Annotated in this window: 17 protein-coding genes and 1 pseudogene; 10 read left to right on the top strand and 8 right to left on the bottom strand. The window is 67.0% G+C overall.

Annotated features, from left to right (window positions below):
* Nucleotides 1-54 precede the first annotated feature (54 nt).
* Genes disA through WAN71_RS11565 form a run of 3 tightly spaced genes read right to left on the bottom strand, consistent with a single transcriptional unit; the run spans nt 55 to nt 3,204 of the window.
* Nucleotides 55-1,167, bottom strand: coding sequence for a DNA integrity scanning diadenylate cyclase DisA (gene disA / locus WAN71_RS11575; RefSeq protein WP_422225456.1), 1,113 nt, complete (start codon nt 1,165-1,167; stop codon nt 55-57).
* Nucleotides 1,164-2,588, bottom strand: coding sequence for a DNA repair protein RadA (gene radA / locus WAN71_RS11570; RefSeq protein WP_422225455.1), 1,425 nt, complete (start codon nt 2,586-2,588; stop codon nt 1,164-1,166). Before radA ends, disA begins: the two co-directional genes overlap by 4 nt.
* A 31-nt stretch (nt 2,589-2,619) precedes the next feature.
* Complete coding sequence (locus WAN71_RS11565; RefSeq protein ID WP_422225454.1) at nt 2,620-3,204, bottom strand: hypothetical protein; 585 nt, start codon at nt 3,202-3,204, stop codon at nt 2,620-2,622.
* A 317-nt stretch (nt 3,205-3,521) separates the two neighbouring features.
* On the opposite strand from WAN71_RS11565, the gene carD reads away from it, so the two are divergent.
* The 5 genes from carD (at nt 3,522) to rlmB (ending at nt 7,696) form a co-directional block, all read left to right on the top strand.
* Nucleotides 3,522-4,010 (top strand): RNA polymerase-binding transcription factor CarD, encoded by a 489-nt coding sequence (gene carD / locus WAN71_RS11560; protein ID WP_422225453.1) that lies wholly within the window; start codon nt 3,522-3,524, stop codon nt 4,008-4,010.
* 23 nt (nt 4,011-4,033) lie between these two features.
* The gene (gene ispD, locus WAN71_RS11555) at nt 4,034-4,726 is read left to right on the top strand and encodes a 2-C-methyl-D-erythritol 4-phosphate cytidylyltransferase (protein WP_422225452.1); all 693 of its coding nucleotides are present in this window, start codon (nt 4,034-4,036) and stop codon (nt 4,724-4,726) included.
* Entirely contained in the window at nt 4,717-5,196 is a 480-nt protein-coding gene (gene ispF, locus WAN71_RS11550; RefSeq protein WP_422225451.1) for a 2-C-methyl-D-erythritol 2,4-cyclodiphosphate synthase, read from the top strand. The genes ispD and ispF overlap by 10 nt, the downstream gene beginning before the upstream one ends.
* Nucleotides 5,197-5,361: 165 nt before the next feature.
* Entirely contained in the window at nt 5,362-6,774 is a 1,413-nt protein-coding gene (cysS, locus tag WAN71_RS11545; protein ID WP_422225450.1) for a cysteine--tRNA ligase, read from the top strand.
* A complete protein-coding gene (gene rlmB, locus WAN71_RS11540; RefSeq protein WP_422225460.1) occupies nt 6,764-7,696 on the top strand; it encodes a 23S rRNA (guanosine(2251)-2'-O)-methyltransferase RlmB in 933 nt (310 codons plus the stop codon). Before cysS ends, rlmB begins: the two co-directional genes overlap by 11 nt.
* Nucleotides 7,697-7,713: 17 nt before the next feature.
* On the opposite strand, the pseudogene WAN71_RS11535 reads toward rlmB, so the two are convergent.
* Nucleotides 7,714-7,866: pseudogene (locus WAN71_RS11535) on the bottom strand (TetR family transcriptional regulator); the annotation flags it as partial.
* A gap of 82 nt (nt 7,867-7,948) precedes the next feature.
* On the opposite strand from WAN71_RS11535, the gene WAN71_RS11530 reads away from it, so the two are divergent.
* On the top strand, nt 7,949-8,422 hold the full coding sequence (locus WAN71_RS11530) for a hypothetical protein (RefSeq protein ID WP_422225449.1): 474 nt from the start codon (nt 7,949-7,951) through the stop codon (nt 8,420-8,422).
* The gene (locus WAN71_RS11525) at nt 8,412-9,395 is read left to right on the top strand and encodes a glycerophosphodiester phosphodiesterase family protein (protein ID WP_422225448.1); all 984 of its coding nucleotides are present in this window, start codon (nt 8,412-8,414) and stop codon (nt 9,393-9,395) included. The genes WAN71_RS11530 and WAN71_RS11525 overlap by 11 nt, the downstream gene beginning before the upstream one ends.
* A 169-nt stretch (nt 9,396-9,564) precedes the next feature.
* Here WAN71_RS11525 and WAN71_RS11520 read toward each other — a convergent pair whose 3' ends face one another.
* From WAN71_RS11520 to WAN71_RS11510, 3 genes are read right to left on the bottom strand one after another with little or no spacing between them, the layout of a single operon-like run.
* Nucleotides 9,565-10,809, bottom strand: a complete 1,245-nt coding sequence (locus WAN71_RS11520; protein WP_422225459.1) for an SLC13 family permease — start codon at nt 10,807-10,809, stop codon at nt 9,565-9,567.
* Nucleotides 10,810-10,811: 2 nt separating this feature from the next.
* On the bottom strand, nt 10,812-11,732 hold the full coding sequence (locus tag WAN71_RS11515) for an MBL fold metallo-hydrolase (protein ID WP_422225447.1): 921 nt from the start codon (nt 11,730-11,732) through the stop codon (nt 10,812-10,814).
* Nucleotides 11,732-12,490 carry a LamB/YcsF family protein gene (locus WAN71_RS11510; protein WP_422225446.1) on the bottom strand — a complete coding sequence of 253 codons (759 nt, stop codon included), beginning with the start codon at nt 12,488-12,490 and terminating at the stop codon, nt 11,732-11,734. The genes WAN71_RS11515 and WAN71_RS11510 overlap by 1 nt, the downstream gene beginning before the upstream one ends.
* 43 nt (nt 12,491-12,533) lie before the next feature.
* Between WAN71_RS11510 and WAN71_RS11505 the strand changes: the two genes are divergently transcribed.
* Together WAN71_RS11505 and WAN71_RS11500 are read left to right on the top strand one after the other, a co-directional pair.
* A complete protein-coding gene (locus tag WAN71_RS11505) occupies nt 12,534-12,986 on the top strand; it encodes an SDR family oxidoreductase (protein WP_422225445.1) in 453 nt (150 codons plus the stop codon).
* A gap of 32 nt (nt 12,987-13,018) precedes the next feature.
* Nucleotides 13,019-14,092 carry a substrate-binding domain-containing protein gene (locus WAN71_RS11500; protein WP_422225444.1) on the top strand — a complete coding sequence of 358 codons (1,074 nt, stop codon included), beginning with the start codon at nt 13,019-13,021 and terminating at the stop codon, nt 14,090-14,092.
* A gap of 4 nt (nt 14,093-14,096) precedes the next feature.
* Here the strand turns inward: WAN71_RS11500 and kstR are convergent, their stop codons facing one another.
* Nucleotides 14,097-14,702 carry a cholesterol catabolism transcriptional regulator KstR gene (kstR, locus tag WAN71_RS11495; protein WP_422225458.1) on the bottom strand — a complete coding sequence of 202 codons (606 nt, stop codon included), beginning with the start codon at nt 14,700-14,702 and terminating at the stop codon, nt 14,097-14,099.
* Between the two features lie 294 nt (nt 14,703-14,996).
* Between kstR and WAN71_RS11490 the strand changes: the two genes are divergently transcribed.
* Nucleotides 14,997-16,125, top strand: a 1,129-nt coding sequence (locus WAN71_RS11490) for an acyl-CoA dehydrogenase family protein (RefSeq protein WP_422225457.1), incomplete at its 3' end; no start/stop codon positions are given.

Here is a 16,125-nt window from a genome sequence, read left to right as displayed (position 1 = left end):
GCCCGGCCCGGCGCCGGTCGGGCCGCCGCCTGGTCCGCCACCTGGCCCAGGCCGCTAGCCGAGCGGGTCGGCGATGGTCGACTCGGCCAGATGCGACAGCCCCTCGCGGACCTGCCGTGCCCAGATCGCGCCGATCCCTTCGACCGCCTCCAGATCGCTGGCACTGGCCGCGAGCAGACCCTGCAACGACCCGAACTCGCGGACCAGCCGGTCGGCGTGAGCGAACTGCAGCCGGGGGATACCGGCCATCGCGCGATAACCGCGTGAGTTCATCGCCGAGTCTTGGGCCTCATCCGTCGGCGGATATCCGAAAACCTTTGCCAGCGCGGTGAAGTCGATCAACTCGGTGTCGGACAGGTTATCCAGCTCGGCGAGGATTGCCTCGACCTCCTCCTTGGACAACGGTTCGGGATTGGCGTGGTAGTCGCGCACGATCAGCTCACGGGCGATGTCGTTGCCGCCGAGCAATTCCTCCAGCTGAAGCCGCAGCTGACGTCCATCGGTACCCAGCTCGACGGCGTCATAGTCGATCACCAGACCGATCCGGCGGACCAGCTCGAGTCGCTGCACGACGGTCATCACATCGCGCAGCGTGACGAAGTCCTCGATCTCGGCCCGTGACAGTTGTCCGCTGACCTCGTCAAGCCGGGTCTTATAGCGTTCCAGCGTGGCGAGGGCCTGGTTGGCTCTCGACAAGATAGTCGCCGAATCGGCCAGCACGTGGCGCTCGCCGCCGAGGTAGACGGTCACGATGCTCATCGAATGGCTGACCGAGACCACCGGGTAGCCGGTCTGGATGGCGGCCCGCTCGGCCGAGCGGTGCCGGGTCCCGGACTCGTCGGTGGGTATCGACGGGTCGGGCACCAGCTGCACGTTGGCCCGCAGGATCCGGCTGCCGTCGGTGGACAGCACCACCGCACCGTCCATCTTGCACAGCTCCCGCAACCTGGTCGGCGCATACCGCACGTCGAGCGAGAAGCCGCCGTCGCAGATCGCCTCTACGCTGTCGTCGCATCCGAGGACTATCAGGGCACCGGTCCGGCCGCGCAGGATGCGTTCCAGGCCGTCGCGCAGCGCAGTTCCCGGCGCCAGCCGTGCGACGGCCTCACGCAGGGTGGGACGCGGCGGCGGCACGGCGCCGATTGTCGTTACTTTGCCGGCAGTCATTGCCAGTCATTCTGCGCTATGTCCAGTCGTTGTGGTGATGTTGGTGCGTTGGCGCGGTGCTCGGCGATGTTGAGCATGTGCTCTAGCGCTGCGACGATGTTGGCCGCCTCCAGCGCCTGAATGCCCGTCGGCACCGCATCACAGCCCGGCGGGATCAGCGCGGTGGTGAACCCCTGCCGGGCCGCTTCGGCCAGCCGCCGCTCCATGCCGCTGACCCGTCGCAGATCGCCCGCCAAACCGACTTCACCGATCATCACCGCGGTGGCCGGCAACGGCAGGTTGACGTACGCCGAAGCCAGCGCGATCGCGACCGCCAGGTCCGATGACGGATCGGTCAGCCGCATACCGCCCACGGTGGACAGGTAGACGTCGTTAACCGCGATCTTGAGGCGGGCGTGCTTTTCTAGCACCGCGGCGATCATAGCCGCCCGGGCGTGGTCGATCCCGCTGACGGCGCGTCGGGGCGAGCCGCCCGCAGGCGTTGCCAGCAACGCCTGAACTTCGCCGATTAGAGGTCGCTTACCGTCCAGGGTCACCGTGATGGCAGTCCCCGCGACAGGCTGCGGCCGCTGATCCAGAAAGAGCCCGGACGGGTCGGCGATACCCTCAATCCCGTTGTCCTGCAGTAGAAAACAACCGACTTCATCGGCTGCGCCGAACCGATTCTTGACGCCGCGGACCATCCGCAGCAGCGAGTTGCGGTCTCCCTCGAAATGCAGCACGACGTCGACCAGATGTTCCAGCGAGCGGGGCCCGGCGATGGCCCCGTCCTTGGTGACATGGCCGACCAGGATCAGCGGCACACCGGTGGTCTTCGCTGCGGCGGTCAGCGCGGTGGTCACCGCGCGCACCTGGGTGACGCCGCCGGCCACGCCGTCGGCGTCAGTGCTGGACATGGTCTGCACCGAGTCGACGACGACCAGCGTGGGCTGCACCGCGTCGATGTGGCTGAGCACCGCCTGCAGGTCGGACTCGGCGGCCAGGTAAAGCTCGTGATGGCTGCAGCCGGTCCGGTCGGCGCGCATCCGGATCTGGCCGCGCGACTCCTCGCCGGAGACGTACAACGCGCGCTGCCCTGACTCTGCCCATTGATGGGCGACCTTGAGCAGCAGCGTCGACTTGCCCACCCCCGGATCGCCGGCGAGCAGGGTGACCGAGCCCGGCACCACCCCGCCGCCCAGCACACGGTCGAGCTCATCGATACCGGTGGGGCAATGACAGGTGCCGCGGGGTTCGATGGAACTGATCGGAACCGCAGCTGAAGAAGTGGCCACCGAGTGGCGGGTGGCGCTTCGGACCGCGCTGAGTACCGCCACTTCGTCGACGGAGCCCCAGCTGCCGCACTCCAGGCAGCGCCCTACCCACTTGGCGGTGATGTGGCGACATTCCGAACAGCGGTACTGCGAACGTGCCTTGGCCACCTGGTGACCGTATCCGGCCGGGCCGACAGATTTAGGGATGCTCGGCCGACAATGGGGAACCCTCGGGCGCCGAAATCGGCACCGCCAGGCTCACGCTGCCAGCCTTCTCGAAATCGAAGGTGAAGTTGTAGTTCGGGCCGTTGGTGATCTGCTTGTCCAGTGCCACCGTCGCTTTGACGCTTTCGGCGGCCTCCACGGCCTCCACGGCCTTCCGGTTCTGCCCGCTTGGAGTGCCGACGAAAAGCGTCCCACCGGCGGGCACCGTGGGATTGCCGGTCACGGTCACCTTGCCGATATCGGTGGAGATGCCGACCAGCTTGTCGGCAACATCCGGCGACTCGTTGATGACAACAAGCACCAAGTCCACCGTTGTGCCCGGGCGCAGGAAGTCGGTGTTCTGTTGGGCCTGGATCCGGACATTGCGCAGCGCGAGATTCTTGATCACCGCCTTGTTCCCGTCGACGGCGGACTCCTGGCTGGCGGTCTGGGAGAGCTGACCGGCGCTGCAGCCGGCGAGCGCGACGGCGCCGATGAGGCCACTTGCCGCAAGGGCGGCGACCCTGGTTGCGCGGCGGGTCGAGCGGGGGTTCGAGTCGCGGTAGTCGAAGCGATTCACTCAAAGCCTCCTGCTCGGCCGACTCATGGCACTGTGCTCTGTTGGCTAAACGTTCGACTATGCACAGTAGTAGGTCGATAAGGCGGGCGGTAGCTGAGGCCTCAGAGCAGCGCAGTATGATCTTGAGCGTGCCGAACAGCGCAAACCTGGAGCCCTCCGGGGGGCGTCCATCGGGTTCCCGATAGGTCGGTGCGTTGCATGAATCTTCCCGTCTGTCAACCCCCTCTCTTCACGTGCGGTGCCCCTGACCTGCACCGTTGTTACGCACGTGTCGGAGCCGCGTGTTAGCATGGAGTAACGAAAGGGGCCCGAATCAGATGATCTTCAAGGTCGGAGACACCGTTGTCTATCCACACCACGGTGCTGCGTTAATCGAGGCGATCGAAACCCGAACCATTAAAGGGGAACAAAAGGAATATCTCGTCTTGAAAGTGGCGCAGGGCGACCTGACCGTTCGAGTGCCCGCTGACAACGCCGAGTACGTCGGCGTCCGCGATGTGGTCGGTGAGGAAGGCCTTGACAAGGTGTTCCAGGTGCTGCGTGCACCGCACACCGAAGAACCGACCAACTGGTCCCGCCGCTACAAGGCCAATCTCGAGAAGCTGGCGTCCGGTGACGTCCACAAGGTCGCCGAGGTGGTGCGCGACCTGTGGCGCCGCGACCAGGAACGCGGCCTGTCCGCAGGCGAGAAGCGCATGCTGGCCAAGGCCCGGCAGATCCTGGTCGGCGAGCTGGCACTGGCCGAAAGCACCGACGACGCCAGGGCGGAAACCATCCTCGACGAGGTTCTGGCCGCCGCGTCTTGAATCCCTGACGCGCAGGGGCCGGGGTGACGGACACAGTCGCGGTGGTCCCTGCCGCCGGCTCGGGCCAACGGCTGGCCGCCGGTGTGCCCAAGGCGTTCTTTCACCTTGACGGACGCACGCTCGTTGAGCGCGCCGTCAGCGGCCTAATTGAGTCTGGTGTGGTCGACCGGGTCGTGGTCGCGGTGCCGCCTGACCGCACCGATCAGGCCAAATTGATCCTCGGCCGCGAGGCGACCGTCGTCGCCGGTGGCGCGAATCGCAGCGAGTCGGTAAGCCGGGCGTTGGCTGCGGTCGCAGACGCAGAACAACCCAACTTCGTGCTGGTCCACGATGCCGCGCGGGCGCTGACGCCGCCGGGGTTGGTGGTGCGTGTGGTTGAGGCGCTGCACGCCGGGCATTCGGCTGTCGTGCCTGCGCTGCCGCTTTCCGACACCGTTAAGGCCGTCGACGCCAACGGGGTGGTGTTGGGGACGCCGGAGCGTGCCGGCCTGCTAGCCGTCCAGACCCCGCAGGGATTCGCCACCGAACTGCTGCTGCGTGCATACCAGCGAGCCGCTGACCTTACTGGGGCGGACTTCACCGACGACGCGTCCATGGTCGAGCACATCGGCGGTCAGGTACAGGTGGTCGACGGCGACCCGTTGGCGTTCAAGATCACCACTCGGTTGGACATCTTGCTGGCGCAAGCGATTGTGAAGCAGGGAACGTGCGGATAGGTCTGGGCACTGACGTGCACGCCATCGAAGCCGGTACGCCGTGCTGGCTGCTCGGTCTGCTGTTTCCCGACGCAGACGGGTGCGCCGGGCATTCCGACGGCGACGTTGCCGTGCATGCGATGTGCGACGCGCTGCTATCGGCGAGCGGACTGGGCGACATCGGCGACGTGTTCGGTGTCGACGACCCACGCTGGGCCGGGGTCAGCGGGGTCGACATGCTGCGCCACGTCGCCGACCTGATCGCCGGGCAGGGCTACCGGGTCGGCAACGCGGCGGTGCAGGTCATCGGCAACCGTCCCAGAGTCGGCCCGCGCCGCGCCGAAGCGCAGCGAGTGTTGTCAGACCTCCTGGACGCGCCGGTATCGGTGTCGGCCACCACCACCGACGGGCTGGGGCTGACCGGTCGCGGCGAGGGCCGGGCCGCGATCGCCACGGCTTTGCTGATCGAGGTCCAAGGAACCGTCGGCTAGTTGGCGCGATGACAGTTCTACTTATCGGACTTTTCACATCGCGCTGATCGTTTCCCATGTTCGGAGAGCGCACATGCCGTATCCGGTGAGCTTTGTGAATCGAATCGACTCCGTGGCGCCCACGCTGGTCATCGGCAAAGCTCTGGCCCGGTAAGCTGGCACGTCGTGACCGATCGCGCCGACCTGCGGCTATACGACACGGCAACCGGTGCCGTGCGTGAGTTCGTTCCGCTGCGGCCCGGGCACGTCTCCATCTACCTGTGCGGCGCGACCGTGCAAGGTCTGCCGCACATCGGCCACGTACGCAGCGGCGTGGCGTTCGACATCCTGCGCCGCTGGCTGATGGCGCGGGGCTGCGACGTCGCATTTATCCGCAACGTCACCGACATCGACGACAAAATCCTCAACAAAGCCGCCGCCGCGGGCCGGCCGTGGTGGGAATGGGCCGCCACCTACGAGCGGGCGTTTTCCGCCGCCTACGACGCCCTGGGCGTCTTGCCGCCGTCGGCCGAGCCGCGGGCCACCGGCCACATCACCCAGATGGTGGAGTTGATCGAGCGGCTGATTGAGACCGGCAACGCCTACACCGGCTGTGGCGATGTCTACTTCGACGTACTGAGCTACCCCGAATACGGCCAGCTGTCCGGACACAAGATCGACGACGTCCACCAAGGCGAGGGAGTGGCGACCGGCAAGCGTGATCAGCGCGACTTCACGCTGTGGAAGGGTGCCAAGCCCGGCGAGCCCTCGTGGCCCACGCCGTGGGGACGTGGACGTCCCGGCTGGCACACCGAATGCGTGGCGATGGCACACGAATATCTGGGCGCTGAGTTCGATATCCATTGCGGGGGAATGGATTTAGTGTTCCCACATCACGAGAACGAGATTGCTCAAAGCCGTGCTGCCGGCGACGGGTTCGCCCGCTACTGGTTGCACAACGGCTGGGTCACCATGGGTGGCGAGAAGATGAGCAAGTCGCTGGGCAACGTGTTGGCGATCCCCGCCATGTTGCAGCGTGTTCGGCCCGCCGAGCTGCGTTACTACCTCGGCAGCGCGCATTACCGCTCGATGCTGGAGTTCTCCGAGACCGCGTTGCACGACGCGGTCAACGCCTACGTCGGGATTGAAGACTTCCTGCACCGGGTGCGCAACCGGGTCGGCGCCATCGAACCAGGGCAGTGGACGCCGCAGTTCGCCGCAGCACTCAACGACGACCTGGCGGTGCCGGTCGCGCTGGCCGAGGTGCACCACGCCCGCGCGGAGGGCAACCGTGCACTTGACGCCGGTGACCACGACGGCGCGATGGTGCACGCCGCCGCCATCCGCGCGATGATGGGCATTCTCGGCTGCGACCCGCTCAACGAGCGCTGGGAGTCACACGACGAGACGTCGGCCGCGCTGGCAGCGGTCGACGTGCTGGTGCGCTCCGAGGTGCAGCGGCGCGAGCAGGCCCGCGAGCAGCGCGACTGGAAGTTGGCCGACGAGATCCGGGATCGGCTCAAGGACGCCGGTATCGAGGTCACCGACACTCCCGATGGCCCGCAGTGGTCGCTGGGCTCCCAAGCCGATGGCCGGTAATTCGCGCCGCCGCGGAGCGGTACGCAAAGCCGGCACCAAGAAAGGGCCGACCGTCGGCTCCGGCGGCCAACGACGCCGCGGGCTAGAAGGCCGCGGCGCCACTCCGCCCGCGCATATGCGGCCGTACCATCCGGCCGCCAAGCAGGTCAAAGCGCGGCAGCGCCGGCCCGCTAAACGCAGCCACGACGACGTCGAAACAGTCCTGGGACGAAACCCGGTATTGGAATGCCTGCGCGCCGGGGTTCCGGCGACCGCGCTCTACGTTGCGCTCGGGGCCCAGGCCGACGAGCGACTCACCGAATCCGTCACGCTGGCAGCCGATTCCGGTATCGCGATCCTCGAAGTGCCGCGCATCGACCTGGATCGGATGACGACCAATGGCCTGCATCAAGGGATCGCGTTACAGGTGCCGCCCTACGAGTACCTCCATCCCGACGAGCTGCTCGAGGTGGCCTTGGATACCCCACCCGCACTGCTGGTCGCGTTGGACAACATCTCCGATCCGCGCAACCTGGGCGCGATCGTTCGGTCGGTCGCGGCGTTCGCCGGTCATGGGGTGTTGATCCCGCAGCGGCGCTCCGCCTCGGTGACAGCGGTGGCGTGGCGCACCAGCGCCGGTGCCGCTGCGCGGATTCCTATCGCGCGAGCTACCAATCTCAATCGGACACTGAAGGATTGGGCCGATCGCGGTCTGCAGCTAATCGGGCTGGATGCCGACGGCGACACCGTCCTCGACGATTTGGACGCCGAGGGTCCGCTGGTAGTCGTCGTCGGATCGGAAGGAAAGGGGCTGTCGCGGCTGGTGCGTCAGAATTGCGATGCGGTGGTGTCGATCCCGATGGCCGGCCCCGCCGAATCGTTGAACGCCTCGGTGGCCGCCGGGGTGGTGCTGGCTGAGATCGCCCGTCAGCGCAGGCGCTAGCGGCGGCTTAGATATCCGGCCTGCTCGGCGATGCGGTTGGTGGTCCCGGCGACGTAGCCGTGCTCCGCGAAAACCTGAGCTGCCGCCTCGAGGATCCGTTGTCGGGTCTTGGCGGCCCGGTCCTGTGTCGGCTGCTTACGGGGCCGAAATCGGTCCGGCGGGGCGATGATTCCCTCCGCTCACGAATGCGAGTAGTCAATCACGACGTCAACCCGCAGAATTAGGGCACCCTAACATGCGAAGGAGCCGTCGATGCGGACCATCCACCTCGAGACGATCCTCCCTACCAGTGCCGAACGCGTTTGGTATGCGATGCAGTCGCCGGCCACCTTCCTTTATGTGTGCAGGGGTCTGTTCGGCGTTCCTGCGCTGGCAGGACGCGCGGAGCCACTGCGGCCCGGCGAGCGCGGCACCGCCTGGCTGTTCGCCTTCCACCTCGTACCCGCCTATCGGCACACCATCGAGATCGCCGAGGTCGACGAGACAAGCAGGACGATCCGGAGCCACGAGCACGGCGGCGTCCTTCGCGCCTGGAACCACACCCTGCACGTCGAACCGACGGACGAGAACCACTGCCGCTATAGCGACACAGTCGATATCGATGCCGGCCCCGCCACGGCTTTCGTCGCGGCTATCGCCGTTGGCATATACCGTTACCGGCAACGGCGTTGGCACAAGCTCGTCCACCGGCACTTGTTGCCGCAGGGGCCGGCCTATGCGAGTTAAGCCTTTCCGGCTGGGCGCTCTGCTATCCGCGGCCTTGGTGGCGGCGGCGCTGGCTCCGGCGCCGGGGGTGGCTGGGGAGTTGCCGGGATTCGACCTGCAGGCCCACGCCGGTGGACGCGGCGCGGCGACCGGCGAATCGTTGCGTGCCTTCGCCAAATCGCTCGAACTCGGTGTCAGCACACTGGAACTCGACATCAACATCACCAAGGATCGCCAACCACTGGTATGGCATGACCCGATCATCGAGCCGCAACAGTGCGCCGACACCGGGCCGGCTTTCAGCGGCGACCCGTCGTACCCCTACGTCGGAAAACAGGTGCACGACCTGACCGTGGCGCAGATCCAAACGCTGGACTGTGGCAAGCCGAACGGCCAACTTTCGCACGCAGAAGTGGTGCAGCACAATAAAATAGCCACCTTGCCGGACGTCTTCTCACTCGTGGACTCGTATCGGGCCGATGTGCGCTTTAACATCGAAACCAAGGTCGCGGCCGATCGCCCGGCCATATCGGCCCAGCCGCACGAGTTCGTCGACGTGGTGCTGGCTGCAGTCAAGTCGGCGGGCAAGGCCGACCGTGTTGAAATCCAAAGCTTCGATTGGCGAACATTGCCGCTCGTGCACCTGGCCGAGCCGGCGATTCCTGTGGTGGCCTTATGGGATGCCCAGACCTGGGTTCCGGATTCGCCCTGGCTGGCAGGCGTCAACCCCAGAGTCGTCGGTGATCCGGTGCTTGGTGCCACGATGGTTGGCGCGAACATCCTTTCGCCCGATTATTCTTTGGTCGACAAGTCTTTGGTTGACCGGGCACATTCCTTGCGGCTCAGTATCATTCCGTGGACTGTCGACGACGCCGACGACATGCGGGCCCAGATCGCCGACGGCGTCGACGGCATCATCACCAACTACCCCGCGACGCTGCGCACCGTGATGGCCGAACTCGGTATGCCGCTGCCACCGGCAAACCGTCGCTGACTCATTCGCCACAGGGCTCACACCAGCACCCTCAGGTGGTGGGCCACCGTGTTGAGAAACGAAGGCGCATGCGATATCACCGGACCCTTGATATCGGATGCACTCTCAAATTGGAGAAGAGACTGTCTCTCCTCGGAGCGACTCCGGGGGCTGATGATGCTGCTGAGTTCTAGAGTCCCAGCAACCGCACACCGGCCCACAGCGCCAGCACTGCCGCTACCAGCGCCGTAGGCACGGTGCACAGCCCGAGCCTGGTGTACTCGCCGACGCTGGCCGGAACGCCGTACCGACGTAACACGCTGCGCCATAACAGGTTTGATAGCGAACCGACATAAGTCAGGTTGGGCCCGATGTTCACGCCGATCAGCACGGCCAGCACCGCCGCTGGCCCGCTCGGCGCCACCAGCGGTACCAACACCAGTGTCGCGGGCAAGTTGTTGACGATGTTGGCCAGCACCGCGGCCACCACCGCGAAGCCGAGCAGCGCGGGCAGGCCGGAACCGGACGGCAACAACGCGCTCATCCGGTCGGACACACCGTTCTGCATGACCGCCTGCACCACGACGCCCAACGCCAGCACGAACACCAGAAACGGTATGTTCACCGCGCGCACGATCGCCACCGCGGTGGTGTGCCGTCGCGCCAGGCTTCGTATCGCCAGCACCGTCGCCCCGGCGAGCGCCGCCCAGGCCGGCGCCACCCCGGCCGCCTCGGCGATCACGAATCCGACCAGCGTCAGCGCCACCACCACCAACGCGAACACCGGTGTCTGCGGTGCTGGCTCATTCTCTTCAGGAGGATCGGGCTGCACGCTGAGATCCCGCCGGAAGAACACCCGGAAGACCAGGTAAACGGTGCCGACCGCGGCCAGCCAGGGCAGCGCCATCACCGCGGTGAACTTGGTGAACGACACGTTGGCGACGTGAAATGCGAGCAGGTTGGTCAGGTTTGACACCGGAAGCAGTAGCGACGCCGCGTTGGCCAGGTGTGCCGTCGCGTAGGCGTGCGGCCGCACCGGTGCCCGCAGCCGCCGCACGGTGGTCAGCACCACCGGTGTCAGCAGCACAACGGTGGCGTCCAGGCTCAGTACCGCGGTGATCGTGGCGGCAATAGCGAACACTTGCCGCAGCAGAGGTTGGGATCCGGAGCGGGCGCGTGCCATTGCCGCCCCGGCCGCCTCGAACAGGCCTTCGTCGTCGCACATTTTGGCCAACACCAGCACCGCGCCCAGGAAAGCGACGACGCGCGACAGTCGGGCCGCTTCTGCGGCCGCGTCGTGCGTTGAGATCGCGCGGACGGCTATCAGGACGACGACCGCCGGGACGGCGGCGAACGCCTCGGGCCAACCCCGTGGACGGGCAACCGCGAACGCCAAAACCACCGCCAGCGACAGCAGAGCCAGAAGTAGCGTCAAACTCAGGCCCACGGGTCTTCGCGCTGCCACACCGTCGGCATATCCAGCGCGATACCGTCTTGCTCGGCCAGCTTGCTCAGGACGCGCAGCGAAACGTCCAAGTCGTCGCCCGCGTAGGGCAACGCCCGCAACGGTTTTGACAACGGTTGGAAGAAGTCGTCCCAGTGGATCAACACCACCCGGCGCGCGCCCACGGCGCGCACGGTCTCCGTCCAGTATTCGACGAAATACCGCTCGGGCTGCAAGCCTAGCTGGCCTACGCCGAGATAGACGACCTCGGCGCGCTGGCCGGCCAGCAGGCCCTTGACGAACCCGGCGCTGCCCTGGATCAACAGCCGCCGGTGTGACGGCCGGTGATGCACCAGCGTCGACCAGGATTCGCCGCACCGGTAGGCCGACACCTTCACCGGCGGTACCACCGGTGCGGTGATCTCTCCAGGGAACCGGTCGGGTGGGCTGTGATGTGACTTCAGCAGCGTTACGTCGAAGGCGCCCAAACGAATTGGCGCGCCGGGGACAGCGACCACAAGGCGGTCCGCGGTCAGACCGTAGCCACGGCCGACGTTGGCCGCCGATTCGCCCCCGACCAGCCGCGCGCCGGTGCGATCTGCGACCAGCGCGGAATCCAGCGCATGGTCGAAATGCGTGTGCACCGGGATGACCGCCTCCAGCCGTGTGAGCTTCAGCCGCGCCAGGCATCCGTCGACCCGCGCTAGCGACGGTGAAATCTTGCCCAACGCCACCCGCGTCAGGCTGGGCCGGGAGAAGAAGCCGTCGGTCATCAGCGTCGAGGCCCCGTCGTCGAGCAGCAGCGTCGCCACCCCCAGCCACGTCGCGGTCAGCGGCGCGCCGGATTCGGCGACCGGCACGTTGAACCGGTGCGCATACCGCTCGATGTCGGGACGTCCGGGTCGCAGCCGCATCAGCAGAACGCCTTCAGGTCGATCCCGTCAGCCTTCAACCGATCCCGCACTGCCGTCGCGATCTGCACTGCACCGGGTGAATCACCATGCACGCAAACCGATTTCACGTGCACATCGAGCACCGACCCGTCGACGGCGGTGACGTGTCCGGTGGTCACCATGGCCACCACCCGTTCGGCGATAGCCGCCGGATCGTGCAGCACCGCGTCGGGTTCCCGGCGGGACACCAGCCCGCCGCCCGGCTGGTAGGCGCGATCGGCGAATGCCTCCGGCACGGTACGCAAGCCGCGCCGTTGCGCCTCCTCGAAGAACGCCGAACCCGCCAGGCCGAGCACCGGTAGGCCGGCATCGACCTTCTGCACCGCCTGCGCGACGGCGGCGGCTTGCTCACGGTTGGTCATGATCGTGTTATACAGCGCGCCATGGGGTTTGACGTAGGACACCGCGGAGCCAGCTGCCCGGGCGAGCCCGTGTAACGCGCCGATCTGGTACACGACGTCGGCGAGCAGATCCTCCGGCGTCACGTCGATGAACCGCCGGCCGAATCCCGCCAAGTCGCGATAGCTGACCTGTGCGCCGATGCGCACACCGCGCTCGGCGGCCAGCCGGCACACCCGCAACAGCCCGGCCGGGTCGCCGGCGTGGAACCCGCAGGCCACGTTGGCGCTGGTGACAATTCTGAGCATGGCGTCGTCGTCGCCGAGCCGCCAGACGCCGAAGCCCTCGCCCAGGTCGGCGTTGAGGTCGATAGAGGCCACGACCGCTAGCTTAAGACGGGTCCGCACGCGTAGCTTCTGGCCCGTGACGATTGACGGCAAGGTAGTAGCGATCACGGGTGCCAGCAGTGGGATTGGTGAGGCGACCGCGTCGCTGCTCGCTGCATGCGGGGCCAAGCTGGCATTGGGCGCGCGCAACCCCGACAAGCTGAACGCAGTGGCCGCGCGGCTCTCGGCGGCCGGCGGCGAGGCAGTTGCCAAGGCGACCGACGTCAGATCGCGCGGTGACCTGATGGAGTTTGTCTCGCTGGCCGCTGGAACCTACGGCCAGCTCGATGTTCTGGTCAGCAACGCCGGCATCATGCCGGTCTCGCGGTTCGACGAGCTTCGCGTCGATGACTGGGAGGCGATGGTCGACGTCATCGCGATGCCGCCCGATGCGGTCGCCCGGCGTCGACATCGGCGAGGTCGTCGTGCGGCCCACCGCCCAGACGTGAGGCATCAGGCGGCGCGGACGACCGGACGCCAACTCGTGTAATCCGGCCGGAATGCCCGGTAGCCTCAGACGGCATGAGCCCCACGCCGCGAGGGCGGGCGACCCTGGCATCGCTGGCGGCTGAGCTCAAGGTATCGCGCACCACCATCTCGAATGCCTACAACCGGCCGGATCAGCTCTCCCCCGAGCTGCGCGAAAAAGTGCTCGCCACGGCCAAGCGCATCGGCTATCCCGGACCCGATCCGGTGGCGCGATCGCTGCGCACCCGCAGGGCCGGGGCAGTGGGCCTGATGATCACCGAACCGCTCACCTATTCGTTCAGCGACCCGGCCGCCCTGGATTTCGTTGCAGGACTTGCCCAGTCGTGCGAAGAGCTGGGGCAGGGGCTGATGCTGGTGGCGGTCGGCCCAAGCCGCAGTGTCGCCGATGGGACGGCATCAGTGCTCGCGGCGGGGGTCGACGGGTTCGTGGTCTACTCGGCAGCCAGAGACGATCCCTACCTGCAGGTCGTGCAGCAACGGCGACTGCCGATGGTGGTGGTCGACCAGCCCAAAGAAGTTCCCGGTGCATCCGCGGTGGGCATTGACGATCGGGGGGCGATGCGCAAGCTCGGAGATTACCTGCTCGGTTTGGGCCATCGGGAGATCGGACTTTTGACGATGCGGCTGCGCCGTGACCATCGCCAGGGCCTGGTCGACTCCCAACGCCTTCGCTCGTCGACGTTTCACGTGCAGAGCGAACGCATCGGCGGTGTCCGCGACGCGATGGCCGCGGCGGGCGTCGACCCGGAGTCGCTGACCGTGGTGGAAAGCTACGAGCACACGCCGGCATCCGGCGGCGATGCTGCCAAGGTTGCGCTAGCGGCCAATCCGCGGATCACCGCGCTGATGTGCACCGCCGACGTGCTGGCCTTATCGGCGATGGATTACCTGCGCGGCCGCGGCACGTACGCGCCGGGCCAAATGACCGTCACCGGCTTCGACGGCATATCCGAGGCCATCAGCCGCGGTCTGACCACGGTGGCGCAGCCGAGCCTGCAGAAGGGCCGCCGAGCCGGCGAGCTCTTGCATGAAGGCAATATCCAACCCACGGTCGAGGTGCTCGACACCGAGCTGATCCGCGGACGTACTGCCGGGCCACCAGCCTGACCGGTCAGACGTTGGCGTTGTCCCCGTTGCCGATCAGCAGCCGCACCGCCAGATCGAGTCGCTTGCTGACGTCGGTGGCCGATGCCCTCCTGGTCAGCCAGGCCAACAGGTTCGATGTCCACACATTCGAGATCACCCGAGCGATGTGGTACTGCTCCTCAGTTGGTTCGCCGTCGCTCATCGCACGGGCGAACATCGAGTCGATGATCTTCTCGGCGTGATCGACCTCACCCGCCGCGGAGGCGTCGGCGAACACGTAGGCACGGGTCATCGCCTCAGTCAGCAGCGGATTGCGCTGCATCGCGCGGTTGAGTTTGCTGACCATGAAACTCAGCCGCTGGTACGGCGTCCCGCCGGTCAGGCTGGAGCGGTCGGTCTTGGCGTCGATCCGCTCAAATTCCCGGCCCAGCGCGGAAACCAATAGATGCACCTTCGAAGGGAAATACCGGTACAGCGTGCCCACCGCGACGTCCGCGCGGTCGGCGACCGCGCGCATCTGAACCGCCTCGTAGCCGCCTTTGGAGGCGATGGCCATCGTCGCGTCCAGGATGCGTTTGCGACGCTCGCGCTGCGCCTCAGACCCGAGCTCGGACTCGGCCAATACCGCCACGTTCAACACCTCACGAGGCTGCGCGGTGGTCGTGCTCGAGGGTTGACCCGAGTCGGCGTTCGCTGGCAACGACATTTGACGGACAGCTCCTTTTCTTGCGTCCTCGCTCGAAACGATACGCATGCCGAGCGCGAATTTCTCACCTCCGTGCCGCCGGGACACCCGGATGTCCTGCTGCGATGGCATTCGACTTGACGGTCGATCGCTGGCACTATTAGAACACGTTCTAGTGCTGCGCGGGGCGTCTCGGGCAGCGCCGTTTACGTCGACCGAGGAGTCCAGGTGGCCACGACCATCAGCAAGACCGTCACCGACGAACAGCTCGCGGCGCGGGAGTTGGTGCGTGGTTGGGCCTCAGCGTCCGGCGCGACGGTCGCGGTCCGGGCGATCGAACAGGGCGAGCCGGACGCCTGGCGACCGGTTTTTGGCGGCCTGAACGATCTGGGATTGTTCGGTGTCGCGGTTCCCGAGGACTGCGGCGGGGCCGGCGGCAGCATCGAGGATCTGTGCGCGATGGTTGAAGAGGCCGCCAAAGCCCTGGTGCCCGGTCCAGTAGCGACGACTGCTCTGGCCACGCTGGTGGTTGCCGATCCGCAGCTGCGCGCCGCACTCGCGTCGGGCGAACGGACCGCCGGAGTGGCACTCGACGGTGACGTCGAATTCGACGTGGAGTTCAACGAAGCCACCTCTCGGGCGTCGGGCGCCCTGCCCCGGGTGCTGGGCGCGGTCGCCGACGGCCTGCTGTTGGTGCCGGCCGGCGGAAAGTGGCTGCTCGTCGATGGCTCTGCCGATGGTGTGGCGGTCGAGCCGCTGCCGGCCACCGACTTCTCCCGGCCGCTGGCGCGGGTGGTGCTGACCTCGGCGCCGGCCACGGTCTTGGACGCCGCGGCGGACCGGGTGGGGGACCTGGCCGCGACTCTGCTGTCCGCCGAAGCGGCGGGTATCGCCCGTTGGGCGCTGAATACCGCCGTCGGGTATGCGAAGGTGCGCGAGCAGTTCGGCAAGCCGATCGGCAGCTTCCAGGCGATCAAGCACCTGTGCGCCGAAATGCTGTGCCGTGCCGAGCAGGTGGCGGTGGCCGCCGCCGATGCCGCCCGTGCCGCCGGCGAAGACGATCACCGCCAGTTGGCCATTGCCGCGGCTATCGCCGCCGGCATCGGGATCGAGGCGGTGAAGGCCAACGTCAAGGACTGCATCCAAGTGCTCGGCGGCATCGGCATCACCTGGGAGCACGACGCGCACTTGTACCTGCGTCGGGCCTATGGGATCGGGCAGTTCCTCGGCGGCCCGGCCCGCTGGCTGCGCCGAACCGCCGAGCTGACCCAGGCCGGTGTGCGTCGTCGCCTCAGCATCGACCTGAGCGAGGTAGCCGATCTGCGACCCCAGATCGCTGAAGCGCTGGCCGGCGTCGCCGCGCTGCCCG

The organism is Mycobacterium sp., assembly GCF_049280035.1.
Lineage (GTDB): Bacteria > Actinomycetota > Actinomycetes > Mycobacteriales > Mycobacteriaceae > Mycobacterium.
This window is presented reverse-complemented; position numbering and strand designations above follow the sequence as displayed.